Source organism: uncultured Arthrobacter sp. (assembly GCF_947495145.1).
Classification (GTDB): domain Bacteria; phylum Actinomycetota; class Actinomycetes; order Actinomycetales; family Micrococcaceae; genus Arthrobacter_D.
Genome location: NZ_CANLXP010000002.1, coordinates 185,722 through 208,194 on the forward strand (window position 1 = coordinate 185,722; position 22,473 = coordinate 208,194).

16 protein-coding genes are annotated in these 22,473 nt (G+C 65.0%); 8 read left to right on the top strand and 8 right to left on the bottom strand.

The window, feature by feature from the left end:
• Positions 1–3: 3 nt before the first annotated feature.
• The 6 genes from Q0877_RS02330 to Q0877_RS02355 form a co-directional block, all read right to left on the bottom strand.
• Positions 4–975 (bottom strand): MoxR family ATPase, encoded by a 972-nt coding sequence (locus tag Q0877_RS02330; RefSeq protein WP_299165475.1) that lies wholly within the window; start codon positions 973–975, stop codon positions 4–6.
• A gap of 73 nt (positions 976–1,048) precedes the next feature.
• Complete coding sequence (locus Q0877_RS02335) at positions 1,049–7,096, bottom strand: Ig-like domain-containing protein (RefSeq protein WP_299165476.1); 6,048 nt, start codon at positions 7,094–7,096, stop codon at positions 1,049–1,051.
• Positions 7,097–7,372: 276 nt separating this feature from the next.
• Positions 7,373–8,455, bottom strand: coding sequence for an adenylate/guanylate cyclase domain-containing protein (locus Q0877_RS02340; RefSeq protein WP_299165581.1), 1,083 nt, complete (start codon positions 8,453–8,455; stop codon positions 7,373–7,375).
• A gap of 58 nt (positions 8,456–8,513) precedes the next feature.
• Positions 8,514–9,122, bottom strand: a complete 609-nt coding sequence (locus tag Q0877_RS02345) for a PH domain-containing protein (RefSeq protein ID WP_299165478.1) — start codon at positions 9,120–9,122, stop codon at positions 8,514–8,516.
• A gap of 65 nt (positions 9,123–9,187) precedes the next feature.
• Positions 9,188–10,072, bottom strand: coding sequence for a biotin--[acetyl-CoA-carboxylase] ligase (locus Q0877_RS02350; protein WP_299165479.1), 885 nt, complete (start codon positions 10,070–10,072; stop codon positions 9,188–9,190).
• A 68-nt stretch (positions 10,073–10,140) separates the two neighbouring features.
• Positions 10,141–10,989, bottom strand: a complete 849-nt coding sequence (locus tag Q0877_RS02355; RefSeq protein WP_299165481.1) for an NAD(P)-dependent oxidoreductase — start codon at positions 10,987–10,989, stop codon at positions 10,141–10,143.
• A gap of 233 nt (positions 10,990–11,222) precedes the next feature.
• Between Q0877_RS02355 and Q0877_RS02360 the strand changes: the two genes are divergently transcribed.
• From Q0877_RS02360 to Q0877_RS02375, 4 genes are all read left to right on the top strand, one after another.
• Positions 11,223–12,866: an acyl-CoA carboxylase subunit beta gene (locus Q0877_RS02360; RefSeq protein ID WP_299165483.1), complete on the top strand. Its 1,644-nt coding sequence runs from the start codon at positions 11,223–11,225 to the stop codon at positions 12,864–12,866.
• Complete coding sequence (locus Q0877_RS02365) at positions 12,863–13,138, top strand: acyl-CoA carboxylase subunit epsilon (protein ID WP_299165485.1); 276 nt, start codon at positions 12,863–12,865, stop codon at positions 13,136–13,138. The genes Q0877_RS02360 and Q0877_RS02365 overlap by 4 nt, the downstream gene beginning before the upstream one ends.
• Before the next feature lie 128 nt (positions 13,139–13,266).
• Positions 13,267–13,710: a pyridoxamine 5'-phosphate oxidase family protein gene (locus Q0877_RS02370; RefSeq protein ID WP_299165486.1), complete on the top strand. Its 444-nt coding sequence runs from the start codon at positions 13,267–13,269 to the stop codon at positions 13,708–13,710.
• A 13-nt stretch (positions 13,711–13,723) separates the two neighbouring features.
• Positions 13,724–14,056, top strand: a complete 333-nt coding sequence (locus tag Q0877_RS02375) for a cupin domain-containing protein (protein ID WP_299165487.1) — start codon at positions 13,724–13,726, stop codon at positions 14,054–14,056.
• Between the two features lie 2 nt (positions 14,057–14,058).
• On the opposite strand, the gene Q0877_RS02380 is transcribed toward Q0877_RS02375, so the two are convergent.
• Complete coding sequence (locus tag Q0877_RS02380) at positions 14,059–15,324, bottom strand: serpin family protein (protein ID WP_299165489.1); 1,266 nt, start codon at positions 15,322–15,324, stop codon at positions 14,059–14,061.
• Between the two features lie 246 nt (positions 15,325–15,570).
• On the opposite strand from Q0877_RS02380, the gene Q0877_RS02385 reads away from it, so the two are divergent.
• The 4 genes from Q0877_RS02385 (at position 15,571) to Q0877_RS02400 (ending at position 21,424) form a co-directional block, all read left to right on the top strand.
• A complete protein-coding gene (locus Q0877_RS02385) occupies positions 15,571–17,193 on the top strand; it encodes a DUF885 domain-containing protein (RefSeq protein ID WP_299165583.1) in 1,623 nt (540 codons plus the stop codon).
• 180 nt (positions 17,194–17,373) lie between these two features.
• On the top strand, positions 17,374–18,765 hold the full coding sequence (locus Q0877_RS02390; protein WP_299165490.1) for a dicarboxylate/amino acid:cation symporter: 1,392 nt from the start codon (positions 17,374–17,376) through the stop codon (positions 18,763–18,765).
• A gap of 113 nt (positions 18,766–18,878) precedes the next feature.
• Positions 18,879–19,499 (top strand): nucleoside triphosphate pyrophosphatase, encoded by a 621-nt coding sequence (locus Q0877_RS02395; protein ID WP_299165492.1) that lies wholly within the window; start codon positions 18,879–18,881, stop codon positions 19,497–19,499.
• A gap of 122 nt (positions 19,500–19,621) precedes the next feature.
• On the top strand, positions 19,622–21,424 hold the full coding sequence (locus tag Q0877_RS02400; RefSeq protein ID WP_299165494.1) for a biotin carboxylase N-terminal domain-containing protein: 1,803 nt from the start codon (positions 19,622–19,624) through the stop codon (positions 21,422–21,424).
• Here Q0877_RS02400 and Q0877_RS02405 read toward each other — a convergent pair.
• Positions 21,421–22,443 carry a squalene cyclase gene (locus Q0877_RS02405; RefSeq protein WP_299165495.1) on the bottom strand — a complete coding sequence of 341 codons (1,023 nt, stop codon included), beginning with the start codon at positions 22,441–22,443 and terminating at the stop codon, positions 21,421–21,423. The genes Q0877_RS02400 and Q0877_RS02405 overlap by 4 nt on opposite strands.
• Positions 22,444–22,473 lie beyond the last annotated feature (30 nt).

Genomic DNA, 22,473 nt, shown 5'->3' on the forward strand with positions numbered 1-22,473 from the left:
GGGTCAGGCTGTGGCGCGCTGCTGGGGAGCTGACACATCGGCGAGCACGCGGCGCAGGACAGCCTCGGGCGTTGCACCGGCGAACTCCGCTTCGGGATCCATGACAAACCGGTGGGTCCACACGTACGGTGCCAGTTCCTTGACGTCGTCGGGCAGGACGTAGTGACGGCCCTGGCCTGCAGCCCAGACCTTTGCGGTGCGGACCATCGCCAGTGCGCCACGGACGCTCACTCCGAGGCGGGTCTCGAGAGCGGAGCGGGTTTCCTCCGTGAGCCGTGAAATGTACTCGAGGACGGCTGAATCGACGTGGGTTTCCGTCGCGAGATCCGCCATGTCCTTGATTGCCTGCGTGGTGATGATCGGAGTCAGAGCCGCGGAACGGTCGCGCGTCGAGGATCCACTGAGCAGCTGGACCGTTGATGCGTGGTCCGGGTAGCCGATCATCGTCTTGATGAGGAAGCGGTCAAGCTGTGCTTCGGGCAGCCGGTAGGTTCCGGCCTGCTCGATCGGGTTCTGGGTTGCAATCACCATGAACGGGCGCTCGTTGGTGTAGCTGACGCCGTCCACGGTCACCCGTGACTCTTCCATGACCTCCAGCAGTGCCGACTGGGTCTTCGGCGACGCCCGGTTGATCTCATCAGCGAGCACGATGTTGGCGAAGATGGGGCCCTTGTGGAACTCGAATTCCTGGGTCTTCTGGTCATAGATGGTGATGCCCGTAACGTCCGAGGGCAGCAGGTCAGGGGTGAACTGGATGCGCGAGTGCGTTCCCTGCACTGTGGCGGCAAGCGACCGGGCGAGCATGGTTTTGCCGGTTCCGGGAGCGTCCTCAAGCAGCACATGCCCCTCGGCGAGCATGGCTGTCAGGACAAGCCGCACCACGTGGGACTTGCCGAGGACGGCCTGCCCCACGTTGCCCACTAGCTTGTCGAAGGTCCCGGCGAACCACGCGGCCTGCTCAGCGGTCATTGTCATGATGATCTGTTCCTTTTTCTCTTGCGGAATCCGTGCTTGCCCACGGGAAAGAATACGTGCAGACCGCTGGGTGTCAGCACTGCGGGAGCTTGCTCTGGGCGGGGCCTCCGACCGTCACGTGGCCGGCGTCGATGTAGCGGCCGACGTTGCGAGGTCCTCCGACGATCCGGTACCACTGACCGGCCCGGCCGTATCCATCGGTGTGGTGAATCCAGCAACCGACAGTGAACTGGTGCATTGCGTAGAACCACGGGGGATTATTTCCGCCCACGCCTTCGCACGTGAACTCCTTTGGATCGTAGGTGGCCCGGTTCGCCGGGTCGGTGCAGCTTCGTTCCATGTGCCCCAGCAGGCGTGTGTCGAGCTGGCTCGGTTGTTCCTTGCCGGCACGGGCTGTAGCGCTTGCAATTCCCCCTGCCTCACCGCGGGAATTCAGCGAGCGAACCCGAATCTCGTGCTGTTGTTCAAAGTTGCCGCTGACCCGCCTCGAACCGGAATTGGCAACATTCTGCCAACCACCGCCGTCGACGCTGATCTGAATCTGCTTGACGTCTCGGGCGCCGGTGTCGGGCGGCCCCCAGTTGAAGGTGACGCTGTTCTCGTTCTGCGCTCCGTTTTGTCCGCTCGCCGAGGGCTTTCCCGGGCTGCCGTAAGGGCTTACCTGGTTGGAGGTGACGGGTGCACTTGAGTAGCTGGCACCATCGCTGTTGACGATGGCAGTGACCGTAGCGGTCACTGCAGACCCGTTGGCGAATCCGCCGATCTCCTGGCCCGGCCTGACCATCATCTGACGATTGTTGAACGTCGCCTGGTAGCTGACTTCGGACGCTCGTGCGCCGTTGCGCTGCTGCGCGTTGAGTTCGCTGAAGTTGATTTGGACGTGGCGGCCCTCAGCGCCGGTACGAGTTTCCTTCAGGCTCACGTTGCTCGGTGCCGCAGGAGAACCAACCGCGCGACGAGGCGCTGACTGGGCACCATACTCGGTCCAGCCTGCCTTGTTGTAGGCGCGGACCGCGTAACTGTAATCCGCCTCGGCGTTGGGCACCACGATCGTCTGCTCGGACGCCTGGACCTCCGGCAGTGTGCGCACCAGGGCGCCACCGCGGAACTCCTGGACCTGGTACTTCGTCACCGGTGCACCGTTTGGGGTCACGTCCGCCCAATCGACCACCAACTGACTCTCGCTGCCCAGATCCTGGGCACGCGTCGTCGTCGGCGCCGCGGGTGTTCCCGGCAAGCCAGCGGGAGTCTCCGCCGCGGAGTAATCACTCCACTCCGACGGCTCCGGAGCAGCGTTGCGCGCCTGAACCCTCACCTTGTAGGCGGTTCCGTTCTCCAGACCCTCCCACGTCAGCGGGCTGCCGGTCGCGCTGCGCTGCACCGCACCGTTCGGTGGTGCGGGTGAAATCTGCAGGTCATAGCCCTCGATCGGTGAACCCTCGTTCGCCGGCGGAGTCCAGTTGACCGTCAGCGACCCGTCCCCGAACACTAACGTCGGCGGGGCGGGCTGGGCCGGCTGCGTGTCCGGACGCGCCACCGCTGACTCAGGTGAGGGATCGGACGTGCCGATGTCATTGACCGCAGTCACCGTGAACACGTACTCGACATTGTTGGTGAGCCCGGTCAGCGTGCACGTGGTCGCCGGGCATTCCTGGGAGAACCCGTTGTTACTCGTCACCGTGTAACCGGTGATCGGCGAACCGTTGTCAGCCGGCGGGTCCCACGACAACACGACCGACTTGTTCCGGGTGCTCTCCACCACCGGCGTCGACGGCGCACCCGGCTTACCCTTTACCGTCAGAACAATCTGCCCCGTCGCCAAGCGCGATTGGTCAGCCGTCTTGTCCTGCACCGTGTACTGCACGGTCATCGTCCCAACGAAGGACTCAGCCGGTGTCACGAGAACCGACTCGCCCTGCTGCGAAACGCTCCCGTTCCCGTCAGCGACCACGTCCACAATGCGCAGTGGTTCCTCCGGGAAGGGATTCACGTCGTTGGCGAGCACATCCACGGGGACAGGTTCACCCTGCACCGCGTCGGGGACTTCGTCGTCATTCGCCACCGGAAGCGGCCGGTTCGACGCCAACACCGTCAGGGCCACTGCGTTAGTCGCCGATTCCTCTCCGTCCGATACCGAAATGCCCATGACGCCGGTGAGCCCGGCCTCAGAATTGTCGCCGGGTGCGACGCTCAGAACCGAGCCGTCGAGGGAGATGTCGAAACCGGCGGGTTGGTCCCCGGTCAGCGAGAATTCCAGGGTGTCCTCGGGGTTGGGATCGGAGGCAAGGCCGGCTAGATCCAGGGAGACCGCCGGCTCAGCTACTGCAACTTCCAGTGAGCCTGAGTTCAGGGTGGGCGGGATGTTGGGGCTTTCGGCAGCGGGGATCACGTTGGTAAGTACGGTCAGGGTTGAGCTCAGGCCTTCGGGGTCGTCTGGCCCGGTGCCGTCTGTGACTTCGAAGGTGATGGAGCCTTTGCCGGCGTAACTGACGTCCGCGGCGTAGCGGAGGTTGTTTGGGTCGATCACCCAGTCGTTGGCGTTGCTGGTGCCGATTGCTGAGACCTTTTCGGTCACAGTCAGCCGTGGGGTGCGGCCCTCGCGGACTTCCACCAGTTCCCGCAGGTCAAGGGAGAGCTCCTCTCCCGCGTTCACGTCGATCGGTGCGTCGCTGATGAGGGTTGGGTACTGCTCACTCAATCCGGGCACCCAGATGACCGCAGTCGCGATGCCACCGTCGATGTCCTCGACCGTGTACGGAATGATCTGGGCCTGCTCGGTGAGCTCAACGCGGACGATGTTCTCCGCTCCCACTGTGGCGGTCGTATCTGCCGGATCGACCTGAACGATCAGGTCCTCAGCCACACCGTCGGGGTCCTCATCGTTTTTCAGGACCGGCACGTCCACAGCCGTCTGGCCGCGGGTCTCTTCCGGCTCCACCCGGTCATCGCGCGCAATCGGCAAGAGCAAGGGTGCGTTCTGATCGACGGTGACGTTGATGTTCCCGTTCGCAGTACCGCCGCGGTCATCAGCCACACCGTAGCGGACGCTGAAATCACCCTCGGCCTGCGGTGCACTGAACAGCACCCGGCCCTCCACCACTTCAGGCGCCATCTCTTCCGGCGTGGCCACGAGAGCCTCCGGATCAAGCGCGATCGGGTCCCCGTCCGGATCCGAATCATTGCGCAACGCATCGACGGCGATCGCGCGGCCCGGCCGCAGGATCACGCCGTCATTCACTGCGATCGGCTTCTGGTTCGCCTCAGCGGCAGGGGCGATGCCCACCTGGACCGTGCCGGTGTTCTCCAGACCGAGCCGGTCCCGCACGGTGTAAGTAAAAGAGTCCGTTCCGGCGCCGGTGGCGGACGCGGTGAAGTCGATGTAGTTCGGACCAGGCACCGCCGCGCCCATCTTCGGCGCGACGTCAATATCAGTCAGGAAGGACGAGTCGCCGTCCGCGTCGATCCCGTCCAGCGGAACCGGAATGCGCACCGTGGACCCGGCAATCACCCGCGCATCGAGGTTCTTCGGCACCGGCGGCGTGTTCCGCTCATCCAGCGGCCGGATATTGATCCTCACTTCGGCGGAGTCGGTCTGCCCGGTGCTGTCCAGCACCTCGTAAATCGCGTAGACGGTCTTCGCCGTCGTGCCCGCGACGAAGCGCAACGAGTTCTCCGAGGCGAAGATCCGGCCGTCGGCAAGGTCGATCCCCTGCGCCAGCACCGGGCTCAACGTCAGCTCATCGCCGTTGGGGTGGGTGTCATTGTCGAGCACCGGAATATTGACCACGTCACCGGCCCGCACCGTCACCTCATCGGAGTTGGCCTGCGGCGGGAGAAGCGTTTCCGGCCCCTCCACGGGCAACACGCTGACTTCACCGGTCGCCGACGCCTTGCCGTTCGAGATGGTGTAGGTAATGGTGGTCTGCTCACTGAGATTGCGCACGTCATGAATGCGCAGCACGTTGTGATTCAGGATCGCTACGTCCACCGGCGAGCCTGCCGGAACATCGACGGACTGCACCACCAAAACGCCACCGCCCGGGTCGCTGTCGTTTCCGAGCACATCGACCAGCACATCACCGTTGCGTGGCAGCAGCGCGACATCGCGGACGGCGACGGGAGCACCTTCCGCACCGTCGGCTTTCGCATCAACCCGGATCAGGCCGCTGGCACTTTGCGGCCCGTTGGTCACCAGATACTCCACGTAGAAAGTTCCCGCAGCGTTCGGCGTGAACGCGATAGTGCCCGTGTCGTAGTCCGGTGTCAGTGTTGCATCGCCGCCGGTGAGCTCGGCCTTCGCCAGGCTCAGCTGGCCTCCGGCCGGATCAAGATCATTCTGCAGCGGACTCAGCTGGGATTCCTGCCCGACGACGGCAGTGAAGTGATCGAAATTGACCACCGGCGCCAGCGTCCCCGACGCCCTCACATCGAAGCTGATGACGCCGGGGACTTCCTCACGGCCGTCCGAGACGACGATGTTGACTTCTTTGACGCCCTGGCCCTTGCCGACATCGCGGAACGTCAGCAGCCCGTCCGTACGCGTACGGACCTGGTCCCCATCAGGGGTCGGCTCCGCGCTGACCAGGAACAGATCATCACCATCCGGATCCGTCCAACCGGAGAGGATGTTCTGGCTGACCGACTTCCCCTCCTCCACGAGGATCTTCGTCGGCCGCAAAGGCTTCGGCGGCTCATTCGACTCAGCACCGCGAACATCGACGGAGACCTGCGCAGCGTCGCTGCCGCCACGTCCGTCTTCAACCTCGTAACTGAACGTAGAAATGCCCGCCGGAGCGTCCGCTGGAACCACGATCTGCAGACCGGCTCCGTTATAGATGGGTTGCACACTGCCTGCCGCCGGCTGCTCCCCGCTCAATCGGGTCGTAAGCAAGTCCCCGTCCGGGTCCGTGTCATTCGTCAGCACATTGAGGATTGTCGTCTTGCCCGCACGAGCACCGTAGGAGTCGTCCTCAGCCACCGGCGGCCGGTTTTCACCGCTGCGGTCCGGTAGCGTGTTCACCGGGTTCTCGCTCGCCGACTCTTGATCCTCGTCGTCGGAATCCTGCTTCGGCGGGATAATGTCACCCCAGTTATCCACCAACTGCATATTCTGCAGAACCAGCCACACATCACCGGCGTTGATGTCGTTGAGGACCACGACGCTGCGGTTCACCCGGAACACCAGCTCCGACTCCGCACCGAGTTCGGGGATGTCCTTGCGCTGGTCATTGGCATCATCGACGCAGTCCCGCAGATAGACCGCAGCCCCGGCCCACGCAGCGTGAACGCACCCATCCAACTGCACCGGCGCAGCAGGAACCCCCGTGGACTCCAACGGCGTGATGACCGGATCGCCGCCGTTCAGCGGCTGCTTGATCAACGACGTCGGCGTCGCCACCACCGCGAAGCTGCCTGCCGGCCCACTCTGCTGCAACCGGCCCCCCGCAGCATCCGGAAGGGTCACAGCCTCACCATTCGGCAGGACCAACTGCCCCGATTCCCCGTCGAGAACCACCGCCTGATCCCCCACCGCAGCAATCTGCGCGTCCCCAAACGATCCCAGCGCCTCCGCCTCAACAACCGTCGGCTCCTCAAAAGTGCCATCCGCTGCAACCGGATAGGAGGAGACAGTTGCAGCGTTCGGGTCCGCGACCAGCACATGATTGTTGGAGGACACCGCCGCCACCACACCGGAAGAACCGGTCACTACCGGCTCGGTCTCCTGGTCGCTGAAAGCGGCAAGGTTCTGCACCGTGGTAATCCACACCGCACCACCGGCAAGGTCAGTCACCGCCGCCGTCGTACCGCCCATCGCCACCGCTGCCGATCCCGGCAACTGCACCTCGGTGCCGCGGACAACGTTCGCCACATCCACCGGACTGACCTTCGACTGATCAGAATTGATATTGAAGACCGTGGCCTGATCCTGAATGACATCGAAGCCGTCACTGTTCGCCGCGTACCCGCCATCGAGGAGCCGCGACTGATAGTTAAGGTGACCCACCATCCCGGTGTTGTTATTCGTCACCCACACGCCGCCGTCGTTCAGATCAACCTCGGCCGTGGCAAAACCGGGATACAACAGCGCACCACTCACCATGCCAATACTGACCGCAGACACAGTGGATGCCGATAATGCCCGCTTGTGTCTGGTGCTGAATCGTCGAAGGCGGTTCAGTAGCTTCACAAATTTTCCCCGGATGAGACGCTGGACGACCGCCCGTACGCAACGAAGAGGGCGGTCGGCTGAATACTTGACCGATTAAAGTGTTGCACGGTTGCAGCAGGATGCCGGACCGGCCCGAGTGGGTACTTGTGCCCATGCCGGGGCCGGAGGGCTGGACCGGCAGCCGGGATTGCCATGCCCGACCGGAGTCGAAACGTTCAGTCCAGACGGTCAGTCCAGAATCAGTCCGGTACCCGTTCCGCGGGCGAGAGTGACCGGGTGCACTTCCCCGAAACCACGCACCGTTCGCGCTTTGTGCGGCATGAGGACAAAGCGGTCGTTGTCGCGCAGAGTTGCTGCGGTGGACGCATCGATCAGCACCGTTCCGGGTTCCGCGAGGGAGGTAAGGCGTGAGGCAAGGTTCACCGTGGGCCCGTAGATATCTCCCAGCCGGGACAGGATTCGGCCCCACACCATCGAGACGCGGGCCGAGGGCAGCAGATCGTCCTCGGTGAAGGCCTTGGCGAGCGCCAGCGAGATTTCCGCGCCCGCCTCAGGTGTTTCGGCAATGTAGAGCACTTCGTCGCCGATGGTCTTCACCAGTCGCCCGCCGCCAACGGAGATGATTTCCGCGCACATGTTATCGAACCGCTGCACCAGTTGGGCCAGCGTGCGCTCATTCATCTGCCGCGACAGACTTGTGTAGGACACGAGATCGGCGAAGCCGACGGCGCGCGCCAGGGGCAGCGGCGCGTCATCCTCCGTGCCTTCGCGGCCGGCCTCGCTGGAGGCAAGCCCTGACTCGGCTCTCACGGCCAGCCGCTGCACCGCTGCGTTCATCTGTCGGCGCCAGGCATAGACCAGCGTTTCCTCGAGCGGCTCAATCAGCTGTGGAAGTTCCGCCACAAGGTTTCGGCGGGCGGCGGCGTCTAAAATTCCGCGTTGCACCACCATTTCCTCGACCAAGGCTTCGATCTGCCACACCACCATGCGGTCCGTCATCTGCCCGATCGCGCGCGTGATCGAGATCGCCGCGGACTCGGTGAGTTGTTCCTTGCGCACCAACTCGATGATGGTGGTGAGGGCGCCCATGTCCTTCTCGGTGAATGCGACGTCGTCGTCCCCAATGTTGGGAAAGCCCATCGCCCGCCAGAGCTTCCGCGCGGACAACAGGGACACCCCGGCGCCGGAGGCGACTTCGCGTCGGCGCAGCGTGCGTTCCGCTCCGAGCAGTTCGACCTCGAGCTTCCGGATGGCATCGCGGTCCAGTTTGTCCGGCGGAGGCGGCAGATCCGCCCGGTTGAACACGGGCATCGACAGCGTCAGCGGATTGTCGTCAGAATTCTCGTCGAAGGAGTCGTCGGCGCTGGGTTCAGTTCCATCCGTGCCGCTGTTCGCGCTCATCACCACTCCTGTTCCATGCATCGTCTTCTGTCCCGTCCATTGGATCGGCTTCCATATCTACACCATCGAACATGGCGGTCAATGGAAGATCGCTGATCGCCGCCACCATGTACTGCTTGAACGTGTGCACCTGCGGAACCTCGGCGAAGGACAGCATCCGGTCACGCCCCAGATCGACGATGAGGGTCCCTCCGCCGGTGAACCGTTCGGTGAGGTTCTGCTCAATGATGATCTGGAATATCCCCGTGAGCCTCACTTCGCGCTCACTGCGCCGGGTGAATCCAGCCCGCCGGATCAGCCTGCGGCTCGTCAGGATGTACCGCGTTCCCGCCCACCGCATCAACGGCCGGAGGAAGATGCGGAACAGGAGCAGCAGCGCAAAAATCAGGAAGCCGATCACCACCGCCGGCCCCCACTGCTCCCACCCGAGCGGCAGCTGCGAGCGGCTGAACCAGCCCAGCCCGTACCCGGCACCGGCCAGGATCAGCAGGGCCACGCAGAAGGGAACGAGCAGCCGGCGCGGATGCGGCCGCGTGCGCACCACCACGCGCTCGCCCGGCTCGAGCCTTATCCGCATGGCAGCGTGTCAGGTGCGTTGGGCGTTGTCGCGTCAGCCGCGTTGCGCATTGTCCGCACGCCCATTTACAGCGTCAGCGGCCGCAGATGCACGACGTCGCCGGCAGCGACAGTGTGCCTCTCGCCGTCGTCATCGCGAACCACCAGCGCTCCGTGGGAGTCGAGGTTCATTGCGCGCCCGGTGATGACGGTGCCGTTGGGCAGGTCCGCCTGCACGTCCTGGCCAAGCGTGACCATCCGTTCGCTCACCCGTGCGAGCAGCGAGGTGCCGTCGCTCCAGGAACGGGTGGCATCGCCGTCGACCGCGGTGAACTCACCGTAGTGCGCAGCAAACCGGCGCAAGTAGGCCTTTAGCAGCACGTTGCGGTCGGTGGTGGTGGCATATTCAAGGAGCAGGCTGGTGGCCGTGGGAACCGGCAGTTCCTGGTCAGTGAGGCTGACGTTGACGCCGGCACCCACGACGACGGCGGGCGGCTCAGCGTTGGCACCGGGCACCAGCTGGGCAAGGACACCGGCGAGCTTGCGTCCGTCAACGTGGACATCGTTGGGCCACTTGAGTTGGGGAGAGATCTCAGTACGGTCCTCGATGCTCTCCGAAAGCGCAAGGGCGGCAAGCAGGGACATCCACGCGTAGCTCTGCGTGGGCAGCGGCCGGCCCTCCGGGTTTCGGGGACGCAGGAGCACGCTGACAAAGAGTGAGGACCGCTCCGGAGCAATCCAGATCCGGTCCATTCGGCCACGCCCGGCGGTCTGCTCCTCGGCGGTGAGCACGCTGAGGTCCGGCCACTGCGACGGTTCTCCAACGGCGTGGCGGACGAGGTCGGTGTTCGTGGACCCGGTCGCCTCCACCAGGTCCAGCCTGCCGTAGCTGCCGTGCGGGCGGCACAGCGCCTCGCGCAGGCCGGCCTCGTCCAGGCCTGGACGTTCAAGGTTGGAGTAGCGGGACGTCATTCTCCAAGCCTACTGGGCGGGGCCCGCGTGCCCGGCCGGGCAGGTGTCGCAGGCGCGGGCGCGGAGGCCTACAGGAAGATGTCGGGCACGAGGCGGTTCTCTGGCGCTCCCTGGCTGTACCCGCTGAAGTCCGTGACGCCTTCGGAGCGCAGCACCTCCTCGTCGGTGAAGAAGTTCCCCGTGCACTCGCCCGCCGGCCGAAGCAGTACGGCGTGCGCGGCATCCGCAACGATGTCGGGCTTCCGTGCTGCCTGGATCAGCTCGCTGCCGCCGGGCATGTTGCGGATTGCCGCGGTGTCGATCAGCGTGCGCGGCCACAGCGAGTTGACCGCGATACCGTCACCGCGCAGTTCCTCGGCCAGCCCGAGAGTTGTCAGGCTCATGCCGTACTTCGCCATGGTGTAGGCCAGGTGCTTTCCCGCCCAGACCGGGTCAAGGTTCAGCGGCGGAGAGAGCGTCAGGATATGCGGGTTGGCCGCCTCGCGCAGCGCCGGAAGGGCGAACTTGCTGAGCATGAAGGTGCCGCGAACGTTGATGTCCGCCATGAGGTCGTAACGCTTCATTGAGACGTCGGGCGTCCTGGACAGATCAATTGCCGACGCATTGTTGACCACGACGTCGATGCCCCCGAATTCGGCGACCGTCGCCTCCACTGCCGAGGCCACGTCGTCGTCGTTCCTTACGTCCCCAACGAGGGCCAGCGCGCCTCCGCCCGCCGCACGGATCTGCTCCGCGGCGGTATGGACGGTGCCTTCGAGGCTGGGGTGGGGCTCACCGGTTTTGGCGAGGATGGCGACGTTGGCGCCGTCGCGGGCCGCGCGAAGGGCGATTGCGAGGCCGATGCCCCTGCTGCCGCCGGACATGAGGATGGTGCGCCCGGAAAGGGTGCCGGGCGTAGCTGCGCCATTGCGAGTCATAGGGGACACCATAATCCGAAGACGGGGTCGAAAGCCTAATTGTTACCCGCGAGTAACTTCCGGCGCGGCGCTAAGTCTTTTGAGGAGTTGTTGTAGGTGTTCTACAGCCATCGGGGTCGATTAGCTCATTAGACTGGGCGGGAAGCCCGGTTCTTTGGAGGAAACCTACTTAACGCCCCCCTGCGGAACCGGCTACCTGCCAGCTACCCCAGACATCAATCGGAAGAGACTCGATGCAACCCGAAACGCTTCCCCTCGATCAGGCCGCCACCCTCACAGAAGTCGCTGTCGATGCCGGCCCTGACCTCCAGACGACGGCGGGAAAGCTCGCCGACTTCCGGCAACGGCAGGAACGCACGCTCGCGCCGTCGGGCCAGGAAGCAATCGAGAAGCAGCACGCGCGAGGCAAGGGAACGGCACGTGAACGCATCGAGCTGCTCGTGGACCCGGGGTCCTTCGTGGAGTTCGATGCCCTCGCCGTCCACCGGTCCACGGCGTTCGGGATGGAGAAGAAGAAGCCGCTCGGCGACGGCGTGGTGTCCGGTTACGCCACCGTGGACGGGCGGCAGATCGCAATCTACAGCCAGGACTTCACGGTGTACGGCGGGTCGCTCAGCCAGGTCAACGGCGAGAAGATCGTCAAGGTCCAGGAGTTTGCCCTCCGCAACGGCTGCCCGCTGGTGGGCATCAACGACGGCGGCGGCGCACGTATCCAGGAGGGCGTCGCTTCGCTCGCGATGTTCGCTGACATCTTCCGGAACAACGTCCACGCCTCGGGTGTGGTCCCGCAGATCTCGCTCATCATGGGCCCGTGTGCCGGCGGCGCCGCGTACTCCCCTGCCCTGACCGACTACGTGGTCATGGTGGACAAGAGCTCGCACATGTTCATCACCGGCCCCGACGTCATCAAGACCGTCACCGGCGAGGACGTGGACATGGAAACCCTGGGAGGTGCGCGCCAGCACAACTCCACCACGGGCACCTCCACCTACCTGGCCGCCGATGAGCAGGATGCCATCGACTTCGTCCGGGAGCTGCTCGACTTCCTGCCCTCGAACAACCTCGCCGAAGCGCCGCTTACCGAGTTCACCGAGGAGCTTGAACTCAACGAGGTTGACGCCCAGCTCGATACGCTCATCCCCGACTCCGCCAACCAGCCGTACGACATGCATACCGTCATTTCGACGATCGTTGACGACGGCCACTTCCTGGAGATGCAGTCGCTGTACGCGCCGAACGTGGTGATCGGCTACGCCCGCGTCGAGGGCCACACCATCGGCATCGTCGCCAACCAGCCGATGCAGTTCGCGGGCACCCTCGACATCGCTGCCTCCGAGAAAGCCGCACGGTTTGTCCGCCACTGCGACGCGTTCAACATCCCGATCCTCACCCTGGTGGACGTGCCGGGCTTCCTGCCGGGGAAGGACCAGGAGTTCAACGGCATCATCCGGCGCGGGGCCAAGCTCCTGTACGCCTATGCGGAGGCAACGGTTCCCAAGCTGACCATCATCACCCGCAAGGCCTACGGCGGCGCGTACATCGTGATGGGTTCCAAGAAACTCGGTGCGGACATCAACCTGGCCTGGCCTACCGCGCAGATCGGCGTCATGGGCGCTCAGGGCGCCGTGAACATCCTCTACCGCGGTCATCTGAAATCAGTGGCCGACGCCGGCGGCAACGTTGAAGCCGCCCGCACCGAGGTGGTCAACCAGTACGAAGAGGAACTGCTCAACCCTTACCAGGCTGCCCAGCTGGGCTACGTCGACGCCGTGATCGCCCCGTCGGACACCCGCGTCCAGGTGGTCCGCGGCCTGCGGGCCCTGCGCGACAAACGCGCCTCGCTGCCCGCCAAGAAGCACGGGAACATCCCGCTATGAGTGCCGATATGTTGCCTGTGCAGGAAGCAGCGCACGAAAGTTCGCAGGAAGCACTGCAGGAATCCCAGCAGGAAACTCCGTTCTTCCAGGTGGTTGCAGGGAACCCGACGCCGGAGGAGCTGGCGGCCCTCGCCGTCGTCGTGCTTGGACTGCAGGGGAACGACGACGACGGACGCCGGCCGGCTTCGCACCGCACCTGGATCCGGCGGGACCAACTGCGGCTGGGTCCGCGGCCGGGGCCCGGTTCGTGGCGCCGCAGCGCCTTACGGTAGGCGCGTGACGAAAAGCGTGACGGTCAGCGCCTGATGGTGAGCGCCAGACGGTAACTTCGAAGAGTCCTTTCGCAACACCGGCGAACAACCATAGGCTGGGGGTAGCCCAACCCGGCGGAAGGAACCTGATGGACCCCAGGGAAGACGAGTATCGAGGACAGCCTGGCACGCTCCACATGTCGGAGGATCTCTCGGAAACCAGGTGCTGGGCGCTGCTGAGTACGCAGCAGACCGGCAGGTTCGGTTTCCTGCGGGACGGCTCGATCCAGATTTACCCCGTCAACTACCTGGTACAGGACGGCGGCATCTACTTCCGGACGCGTGAGGACGGGGATATCGGCAGTGTGCTTCCCCTGGGTGACTGCGCTTTCCAGGTGGACGAGGTCCGGTCGGAGGCGATGGCCGGCTGGTCCGTTCTGGCCAACGGAACCGCTGATATTGTCCGCGACGACGCGTTGCTGACCGAACTGTGGGGGCGGTCGGCCCAGGAGCCATGGGCCGGAGGATCACGGACCACCTTCGTGCAGATCCGAACCTCGAAGATCAGCGGCCGCAGTGTCCAGGCAGTCTGAGGCGGACAGTAACGTGCAGAAAATGTCACTGACCGCGTTGCTGCGGAACCAGCTCGAACTCGCCCGGAACGCCTCGAGCGGACGGAGCGCCCGGACGGTCTTCGGCGGACACGAGCAGACCTTGCGCCAGACCATGATCGCCCTGCTCGCAGGCGAGTTGATGGCCGAACACGAGAATCCCGGCGAGGCTACGGTCCAGGTGCTGCAGGGCCGCGTGACGCTCCGCGCAGGCGACGTGTCCTGGGAAGGATCCCCTGGGGATCTGCTGATCGTCCCCCAGTCGCGCCATTCCCTCGAGGCAATCGAGGAGTCCGTTGTTCTCCTGACCGTGGCAAAGCTTTCCTGACGCTAACCCTGGCTCGGGTCCAGCACCGTTCCGAGGAACAGCGGCAACCCGGTGTCTTCGTGAAGGATCTGGTACAGGAACGGCCGGTCGAAGGCCAGTTCAATGTCCGGCTCGGCGAATCCAGACTCGGCCATGCTGATCTGGGTCACGGCGGCGGCGATGGTGCCCTTTTCGGCAACCGTGATGTTGGCTGATTGGGCGGCGCCCTCCACGTAGAGTCCGTCGGCGCTGATGCCGCTGAAGTCGGGCGTCATACCCATAGCCTCCTCCAGCCCCATAGTGGTGAGCACCTCCTTGAGGTCGAGGTCGTACGTGTGATCCCAGGACGGCACGGTAAGCGCAACGAGCGCTTCACCGGCGCCGTCCATCATGGCGTTCACCTCTGCCAGCGCCGTCTCGTCGAGAACGGGGCTGGAGCCTGCTGCCGGCAGAATCAGCCGCATGCTGAATCCGTTGTTATAGGGCAGGTCGATGCCCTGCCAGCCGTCGCCCTCCGCGTAGCTCAGCGGGAGCACCGTGTGCATAAGCGGAGCCTCAACGTTGCCGCCGTCGGTGGCGAACAAACCCGGACTCGTGTTGGTTGGATCAAACGGGTCAGCCCAGGCAGCAGCGAAGTAGACCGTGTTGATGATGTTCAGGCGGGTCAGCTCCGTGGGCTCGATCGGCACTTCCTCGATCCGCCCGCCGGTGTGCTGGTTCACCCACGCGTTCATGGCATCGAGCGCGCCCTCACCCGCGTAGTCCACCGGATAAACGCCGGAGCCGTACTGTTCTGCCAGCAGCTCAAGGAATGCGTCCTCAAGCACCAGATCCTCTGCCGGGAAGAGCCCGTTTGCAAGGTGAAACAACGGATCCGCCGGCGATTCCTCGTCGTCCACTGTGCCGGGGTCGCCGTCGTGCAGTTTCCAGTCCGTCAGCAGAGCATTCATCGCCTCGTCACGGTGTTCCGTCGGTAGACCGAGAACCGAGTCCATCTCTGCCGCCGTCGTCGTCCGTGCACCGACCCTCAGCATGGCGAGCGCTGCGAGGGCGCTGACCGGACTGGTGACCTGGTTCCTGTCCGGGGCCGCCGCAAGCATCGATGCGCCAATGCGGTAGGAGGATTTCCGCAGCGCGGCAATGGCGTCGGGATGGTCCGTCAAAGCCACGGACTGACGCTGGACATCAGCGATTCGCTGCTGCGGTGCGGCGGGCGTTCCACAGCCGGTAAGCGCCAGCACTTCGGCGGCCAGAACCGAGGCAAGAAGCCTTCTTGCGATACTGCTCATACGTGTCCCCTCATAACGGATTCGCCGGTGATCAAAGGTAGGCCCGATGGCTGCTTCCACTCCAGCACAGCCGGAACACGATCCGGTCACGATCCCGCCAAAGGGTGGACAGCTCTGTTCCCGTGGGCAACAACGTGCCGTTAGGCTCGACGGGTGACCAATGAAACTTCCACCGTAAACCTGACCGCCGAGGCTCCCACCCGTGCCCAGACGGCCATCGACGCTGTTGCCGAGGCCTATACGGAGATGCTGCTCCAGCTCGATCCGTCCTTCGCCACCCAACTGGGCCTGCCGGGACACGAAACCGAGTACCGCGACTACTCCCCCGCCGGGTTGGAGGCCTTCGCTGAAGCCACGAGGGAAACCCTCGGCCGGCTGGACGACCTGGAGCCGAGTGACGACGTCGACGCCGTCACTCTCGATGCGATGCGCGAACGCCTCGGGCTGGAACTGGAAATCCACGAGACCGGGTTGAACCTCGCGGACCTGAACAACCTGGCCTGCCCGGCCCAGGGTATCCGCATGGTCTTCGACCTCATGCCCACCGACACCGCTGAGCAGTGGCACCATATTGCCGGGCGGCTCTGTAATGTGCCGGACGCCGTCGGCGGCTACATCACCTCGCTCCGTGAGGGGAAGAACCGGGGCATCCTGCCCGCGGCCCGCCAGGTGCGCATCGTCATCGAGCAGACCACTGCCTACGCTGCCGACGGCGGCTACTTCGATGAGTACGTCAGCGGCGCCACCATTGACGACGACGGCGGCCTTCCGGACTCCGTGCGCACTGAACTCGCTGCCGGCTGCGAAGCGGCCCGCAACGCCTACCGCCAACTCAGCACCTTCCTTGAGGAAGAGCTCCTGCCGGAGGCTCCCGAGAAGGACGCGGTGGGACGTGAGCGTTACTCGCTGATGTCGCGGCAGTTCCTGGGCGCCACGGTGGATCTCGAGGAGACCTACCAGTGGGGCGTTGAGGAACTCGACCGCCTCATTGCCGAGCAGGAGTCGGTCGCCAACGAGATCAAGGAGGGCGCATCGATCGAGGAGGCAATGCGCATCCTCGATGAGTCGCCCGATCGCCAACTGCAGGGAACCGACGCACTGCAGGCCTGGATGCAGGGGCTCTCGGACCGCGCGGTCAACGAGCTCGCCGGAGTCCACTTCGATATTCCTGACATCATGCGCGAGATCGAGTGCATGATCGCCCCCACCAAGGAAGGCGGCATCTACTACACCGGTCCCAGCGACGACTTCGCCCGGCCGGGCCGCATGTGGTGGTCGGTTCCCGAGGGTGAAGACTCCTTCACCACGTGGAAGGAAACCACCACCGTTTACCACGAGGGTGTTCCGGGCCACCACCTGCAGATCGCCACGGCCACCTTCCAGCGGGGGCTCCTCAACTCCTGGCGCCGCAACGCCGTCTGGGTTTCCGGCCATGGTGAGGGCTGGGCACTCTACGCGGAGCGTCTCATGGAAGATCTCGGCTACCTGAGTGACCCGGGAGACCGGCTCGGCATGCTCGATGCGCAGCGGATGCGTGCGGCCCGTGTGGTCTTCGACATCGGCGTCCACCTCGAGCTCGAGATACCCGAACGGTGGGGCTCCGGAACCTGGACCCCCGACAAGGGCTACGAGTTCCTGAAGAAGAACATCGCCATCAGCGAGGGCCAGCTGAACTTCGAGTTCAACCGCTACCTCGGCTGGCCGGGACAGGCGCCTGCTTACAAGATCGGCCAGCGTCTCTGGGAGCAGATCCGCGACGAGGTCAAGCAGCGCGAAGGCGAATCCTTCAACCTGCGCGATTTCCACACCCGCGCCCTGAACCTTGGCTCTGTGGGACTGGACACACTGCGCAGGGCGCTGCTCAGCTAGTCCCCTCGCTGGTCCCCCGCTGTTCCCCGCTAGTCACCCGCAGTCCCCCGCGTTGATTTGGCAGGACACGCCCCGAATGGAGAATCATTCGGGGTGTGTCCTGCCAACTCATTTGGTTCAGGATGAAACATTTCGCAATAACCAGTTTGTTTGTTAGGGGAACGAACCTACTGTTCTCGGGTGACTTCAGAAACTTCCGCTCCGGCGTCCCGCAGGCTGCCCCGCTGGGCGACCTCCTTCGGACCGCAAATCATCGCTGCCCTCATCGTCGGCCTGGCACTCGGTCTGGTGGCCAAGTACTCCGGCCACACTGACGAGACGCCCACGGCTCTCGGCACAACCCTCGCGACCATCGGTTCCAGCTACGTCGCGCTTCTGAAGGCCGCCGTCGTACCCCTGATCTTCACCGCTGTGGTGAGCTCGATCGCCAACCTCCGTGCAGTCCACAACGCCGCACGCCTGGCTGGACAGACGCTGCTCTGGTTCGCCATTACCGCACTGATTTCAGTGGTGATCGGCATCGGCCTCGGAACGATCTTCCAGCCCGGCGCAAACACCAACGCTGCGCCTCCGAGCGAGTACACCGGCCGGACCGGTGACTGGTGGGCGTTCCTGACCGGACTCATCCCCGCAAACTTCCTTGGCCTGCAGGCCTCGTCCAGCGTGGACGACGCCGGTGCCGTCACCACCGGCCTCAGCTTCAACGTGCTGCAGGTCCTGGTGGTTGCCGTCGCAATCGGCATCGCCGCCCTGAAAGTGGGCAAGCCCGCCGAACCGTTCCTCGCCCTCAATGCCTCCGCTCTCGCCGTCATCCAGAAGGTGCTGTGGTGGATCATCCGGATCGCGCCGATCGGCACCGTCGGCCTGATCGGCAAGGCAGTTGCTGTCTACGGCTGGGACACCATTGGTTCGCTGGGCAAGTTCACGCTCGCCATCTATGTGGGCCTTGCGCTGGTGCTGTTCGCCGTCTATCCCGTACTGATCCGCGCCAACGGTCTGTCTGTGAAGCAGTACTTCTCCGGCGCGTGGCCCGCGATCCAGTTGGCCTTCGTATCCCGCTCGTCCATCGGCACCCTTCCGCTGACCCAGCGGGTGACCGAGCGTAACCTCGGCGTTCCGCGCAGCTACGCGTCCTTCGCCGTGCCGCTCGGCGCGACCACCAAAATGGATGGCTGCGCCGCCATCTACCCAGCTATCGCAGCGATCTTCGTGGCCCAGTTCTTCGGCATCCAGCTGGACTTCGGGCAGTACGTACTGATCGCCCTGGTTTCCGTGCTGGGGTCCGCAGCGACCGCGGGCACCACGGGCGCCGTCGTCATGCTTACCCTGACGCTCTCCACGCTGGGACTGCCGCTTGCCGGCGTCGGTCTGCTGCTCGCCGTCGACCCCATCCTGGACATGGGCCGCACCGCTGTGAACGTGGCCGGCCAGGCGCTCGTGCCGACGATCGTCGCCAAGCGGGAAAAGCTCCTCGACACGGACCTCTACAACGCCAAGCGCACGGGAGATCCGTTCGTTGATGACACCCCGACGGCGGATGCAGCACCTGAGCTCGCCGAGTCGAAGGCCTAGCCTCCCACCCTCCCGTTGAGTTGGCAGGACACGCCCCGAAAAGCACGTCATTCGGGGTGTGTCCTGCCAACTCACGGTGTTTAAGGAGCGCCGGGAATACTAGGCTGGTCCGCATGACCCTCCGGCTGATCCTCGCTTCCGCATCACCCGCGCGCACCAAGCTCCTCACCGAGGCGGGCATCGCGCACACCGTTACGGTTTCCGACGTCGACGAGGACGCCGTTACTGCCGCCCGCGGCACCCCGAGCCCCTATGACACTGCCCTCCTGCTGGCCCGGGCGAAGGCGGAGTCCGTTGCCGCGCTGCCGGAGGCGAGCGGCGCCCTGGTCATCGGCTGCGACTCGGTCTTCGAATTCGAGGGCGAGGCGCACGGGAAACCCTACGAGGCCGACGTCGCGCGGCAGCGCATCAGGCGCATGTCCGGTTCCTCTGGCACCCTCCACACCGGACACTGGCTCGTGGACACGCGCAACGGCACCGGTCTCGGATCCGCCTCCGGTGCGGTCGCCTCCGCCGAGGTCCACTTCATGTCGCTGGCCAATGAGGAAATCGACGCTTACATCGCCACCGGCGAGCCGCTGCACTGCGCCGGCTCATTCACCATCGACGGGCGGGGCGGGGCCTTCATCCGCAAGGTCGACGGCGACCCGCACGCCGTCGTCGGGCTCAGCATTTCCACACTGCGCGAACTGCTCCTGGCAGCCGGAGTCAAGATCACCGAGCTGTGGCAGTAACGGCCGGTTTGTAGCTTCCCTACAAATAATTTCTCCCCAACACGGGGAATCGGCATGGTTTATGGGCAGTAGCAACAAAACCGCGCTAGGCTCCCAACAGACCAAAAGGAGCCATATAACCCATGAGCGAGTCGATGTCCGCAGCTGCCAACCCCGTCACCAAAGTCCTGATCGCCAACCGCGGCGAGATCGCAGTTCGTGTGATCCGGGCTGCCCGTGATGAGGGCATCGCGTCGGTCGCCGTCTACGCCGAGCCGGACCGGGACGCGCTGCACGTGCGCCTGGCCGATGAGGCCTTCGCGCTCGGCGGCAACACCGCCGCGGAGTCCTACCTCGTCATGGACAAGATCCTGGACGCTGCAGCCCGCAGCGGCGCGGATGCCATTCACCCGGGCTATGGTTTTCTTTCCGAGAACTCCCAGTTCGCGCAAAAAGTGCTCGACGCCGGACTCACCTGGATCGGCCCCTCCCCTTCAGCGATCGCCCAGCTCGGTGACAAGGTACAGGCCCGCCACATTGCCGAGAAGGTAGGCGCCCCACTCGTCCCCGGCACCAAGGACCCCGTCGAATCGACGCAGGAAGTCCTCGACTTCGCCGACGAGTTCGGCCTCCCGCTGGCCATCAAGGCCGCGTATGGCGGCGGTGGACGCGGCATCAAGGTTGTACGCAACCGCGATGAGATCCCCGAGGCCTACGAATCGGCGGTGCGTGAAGCAACCGCCGCATTCGGCCGCGGCGAGTGCTTCGTTGAACGCTTCCTGGACGCGCCCCGCCACGTCGAGACGCAGTGCCTCGCCGACGCGTTCGGAAACGTCGTCGTTGTCTCCACCCGCGACTGCTCCCTTCAGCGCCGCAACCAGAAACTGGTGGAGGAAGCCCCCGCCCCGTTCCTCTCCGAGGACCAGAACACGCGGCTGTATGAGGCATCGAAGGCCATCCTGAAGGAAGCCGGCTACCAGGGCGCGGGGACCTGCGAATTCCTGGTCGGCCAGGACGGCACCATTTCCTTCCTCGAGGTGAACACCCGCCTGCAGGTTGAGCACCCGGTGTCCGAGGAGGTCACCGGGCTGGACCTCGTGCGCGAACAGTTCCGTCTGGCCCGGGGCGAGGAACTCGGCTACACGGACCCCGAAATCCGCGGCCACTCGTTCGAATTCCGCATCAACGGCGAGGACGCCGGACGGGGCTTCATGCCCGCGCCCGGGACAGTTCAGGCCCTGAAGCTGCCCACCGGTCCCGGCATCCGCGTGGATTCCGGCATCGAGGCCGGCGAAACGATCGGCGGCAACTTCGACTCGATGCTCGCCAAGCTCATCGTCACCGGCGCCACCCGCACCCAGGCTCTGCAACGTGCCCGGCGCGCGCTGGCGGAAATGCAGATCGACGGCATGCCCACCGTTCTGCCGTTCCACGCCGCCGTCGTTCATGACCCTGCGTTTGCACCCGAATCCGGAAGCTTTTCGGTGCATACCCGCTGGATCGAGACGGAGTTCGCCAACACGATTGCGCCGTGGACTCCTGACGGCGGTGATCTTGCGACGCCAGCCGACGACGCCGACAGCCGCCAGCGCGTGACCGTCGAAGTAGGCGGCAAACGGCTTGAGGTTGTGCTTCCGGCTTCGCTTGGCGTCGCCAACGGCAAATCTGCTAGCAAAGCGCCCGGGAAGCCGAAAAAGGCCCGCTCGCGTGCCGGTGCTGCTTCTGCTGCCAGCGGAGACGACCTGACCTCGCCGATGCAGGGCACCATCGTGAAGGTCGCTGTCCAGGACGGCGACGTGGTCGCCGAAGGCGACCTCATTGTGGTGCTCGAAGCCATGAAGATGGAGCAACCGCTGACGGCCCACAAGTCCGGCGTGCTTTCCGGGTTGACGGCGGCTCCTGGAGACACGGTGTCGGCCGGCGCGGTCATCGCAGCGATCAGCTAACCAGGCTGCGGAGTTCCCAGCGGCGCGGACTCAGCTGCTGCCGTCTGTGCAGACCCATCCCACCAGTCGAGCGCCCGGGTGGCGTGAAACGTAAGCCACGGCGAGGGCTCCCCTGCCGGTACATCGACCTCGAACCAGACGCGCCCGGGGTGGCGGCGCTCCTGCAGCCACGTACCGTCCGGACGGCGGGCAGCGCGGATGACCTTGATGGCGTCGGCCAGGCGCGGATCCGGTGCGCCGCCGCCGTGCAGGGTGGCCGCCCGGAAGTAGTCCACCGCGTTGAGGGCACTGTAGAACCAGCGGAACGGGTAGGCGAAGCGGGTGGCCCAGGCAGCGACCGGGCCGCCGGTGGAGAGCCGGGTGAGCAGGCGGCGTTCGAGCAGGTACTCCTCGCCTGTGTGTCTGGCCTCGCGCAGCTCAGCTGAGCTGCCGGCAACGGTCTCGTAGTAGAGCAGGCCCTTCAGGACGTTGAGCGTCGAGTGGAATGACGACCGCTTCGAGCCGTCCACCCACTCGCAGTTCCAGCCGCCGTCGTCCTGCTGGTGGTCCGGAAACCAGCCCGCAAGCCGGGAGACGTCGGCACCGAGCCAGGCACCATTGGCCAGCGTGAACGCATTGATGCAGCAGTCGACCTCGCCGTCCCAGTAGGGCAGGTTGTCGTACTCCCAGCGGCTGTTCTTAGCCAGCAGGTCAGCGGTTCCGGCAAGCACCTGCGCGTCCACGCCCCAGTCCCGCAGGGAGTTCAACGACCACGTTGTTGCCGTGTACGGTTGCCCTGCGTCGGGAGCGGCCTCGGGGCCCTCGAAGTCGAAGTCCGCCGGGAAGTACGCGCCGCCCTCCCACTGGCCGTCGGGATCCTGGAGGGCGAGCAGCCGGGCGCCGTATCCCTCGGCTGCGACACTGGAGCGGGTAGCCTGCCACGCTGTGTCCGGCGCCCCGGCGAGATCACGCTGAACCTGCCAGCGAAGCGCCGGATCGGTATCGAGCAGCCAGGCCAGCAATGCCTTGTCCACCTGCATGCCCGACAGGCTACTCCGCTGTGCGCCGGG

What these genes read in the sequence shown, in the direction of transcription:
- Q0877_RS02330 (WP_299165475.1), bottom strand. Translation starts at nt 975, where the DNA reads ATGACAATGACCGCTGAGCAGGCCGCGTGGTTCGCCGGGACCTTCGAC.
- Q0877_RS02340 (WP_299165581.1), bottom strand. Translation starts at nt 8,455, where the DNA reads ATGCCCGTGTTCAACCGGGCGGATCTGCCGCCTCCGCCGGACAAACTG.
- Q0877_RS02345 (WP_299165478.1), bottom strand. Translation starts at nt 9,122, where the DNA reads ATGCGGATAAGGCTCGAGCCGGGCGAGCGCGTGGTGGTGCGCACGCGG.
- Q0877_RS02350 (WP_299165479.1), bottom strand. Translation starts at nt 10,072, where the DNA reads ATGACGTCCCGCTACTCCAACCTTGAACGTCCAGGCCTGGACGAGGCC.
- Q0877_RS02355 (WP_299165481.1), bottom strand. Translation starts at nt 10,989, where the DNA reads ATGACTCGCAATGGCGCAGCTACGCCCGGCACCCTTTCCGGGCGCACC.
- Q0877_RS02360 (WP_299165483.1), top strand. Translation starts at nt 11,223, where the DNA reads ATGCAACCCGAAACGCTTCCCCTCGATCAGGCCGCCACCCTCACAGAA.
- Q0877_RS02365 (WP_299165485.1), top strand. Translation starts at nt 12,863, where the DNA reads ATGAGTGCCGATATGTTGCCTGTGCAGGAAGCAGCGCACGAAAGTTCG.
- Q0877_RS02370 (WP_299165486.1), top strand. Translation starts at nt 13,267, where the DNA reads ATGGACCCCAGGGAAGACGAGTATCGAGGACAGCCTGGCACGCTCCAC.
- Q0877_RS02380 (WP_299165489.1), bottom strand. Translation starts at nt 15,324, where the DNA reads ATGAGCAGTATCGCAAGAAGGCTTCTTGCCTCGGTTCTGGCCGCCGAA.
- Q0877_RS02385 (WP_299165583.1), top strand. Translation starts at nt 15,571, where the DNA reads ATGCTGCTCCAGCTCGATCCGTCCTTCGCCACCCAACTGGGCCTGCCG.
- Q0877_RS02395 (WP_299165492.1), top strand. Translation starts at nt 18,879, where the DNA reads ATGACCCTCCGGCTGATCCTCGCTTCCGCATCACCCGCGCGCACCAAG.
- Q0877_RS02400 (WP_299165494.1), top strand. Translation starts at nt 19,622, where the DNA reads ATGAGCGAGTCGATGTCCGCAGCTGCCAACCCCGTCACCAAAGTCCTG.
- Q0877_RS02405 (WP_299165495.1), bottom strand. Translation starts at nt 22,443, where the DNA reads ATGCAGGTGGACAAGGCATTGCTGGCCTGGCTGCTCGATACCGATCCG.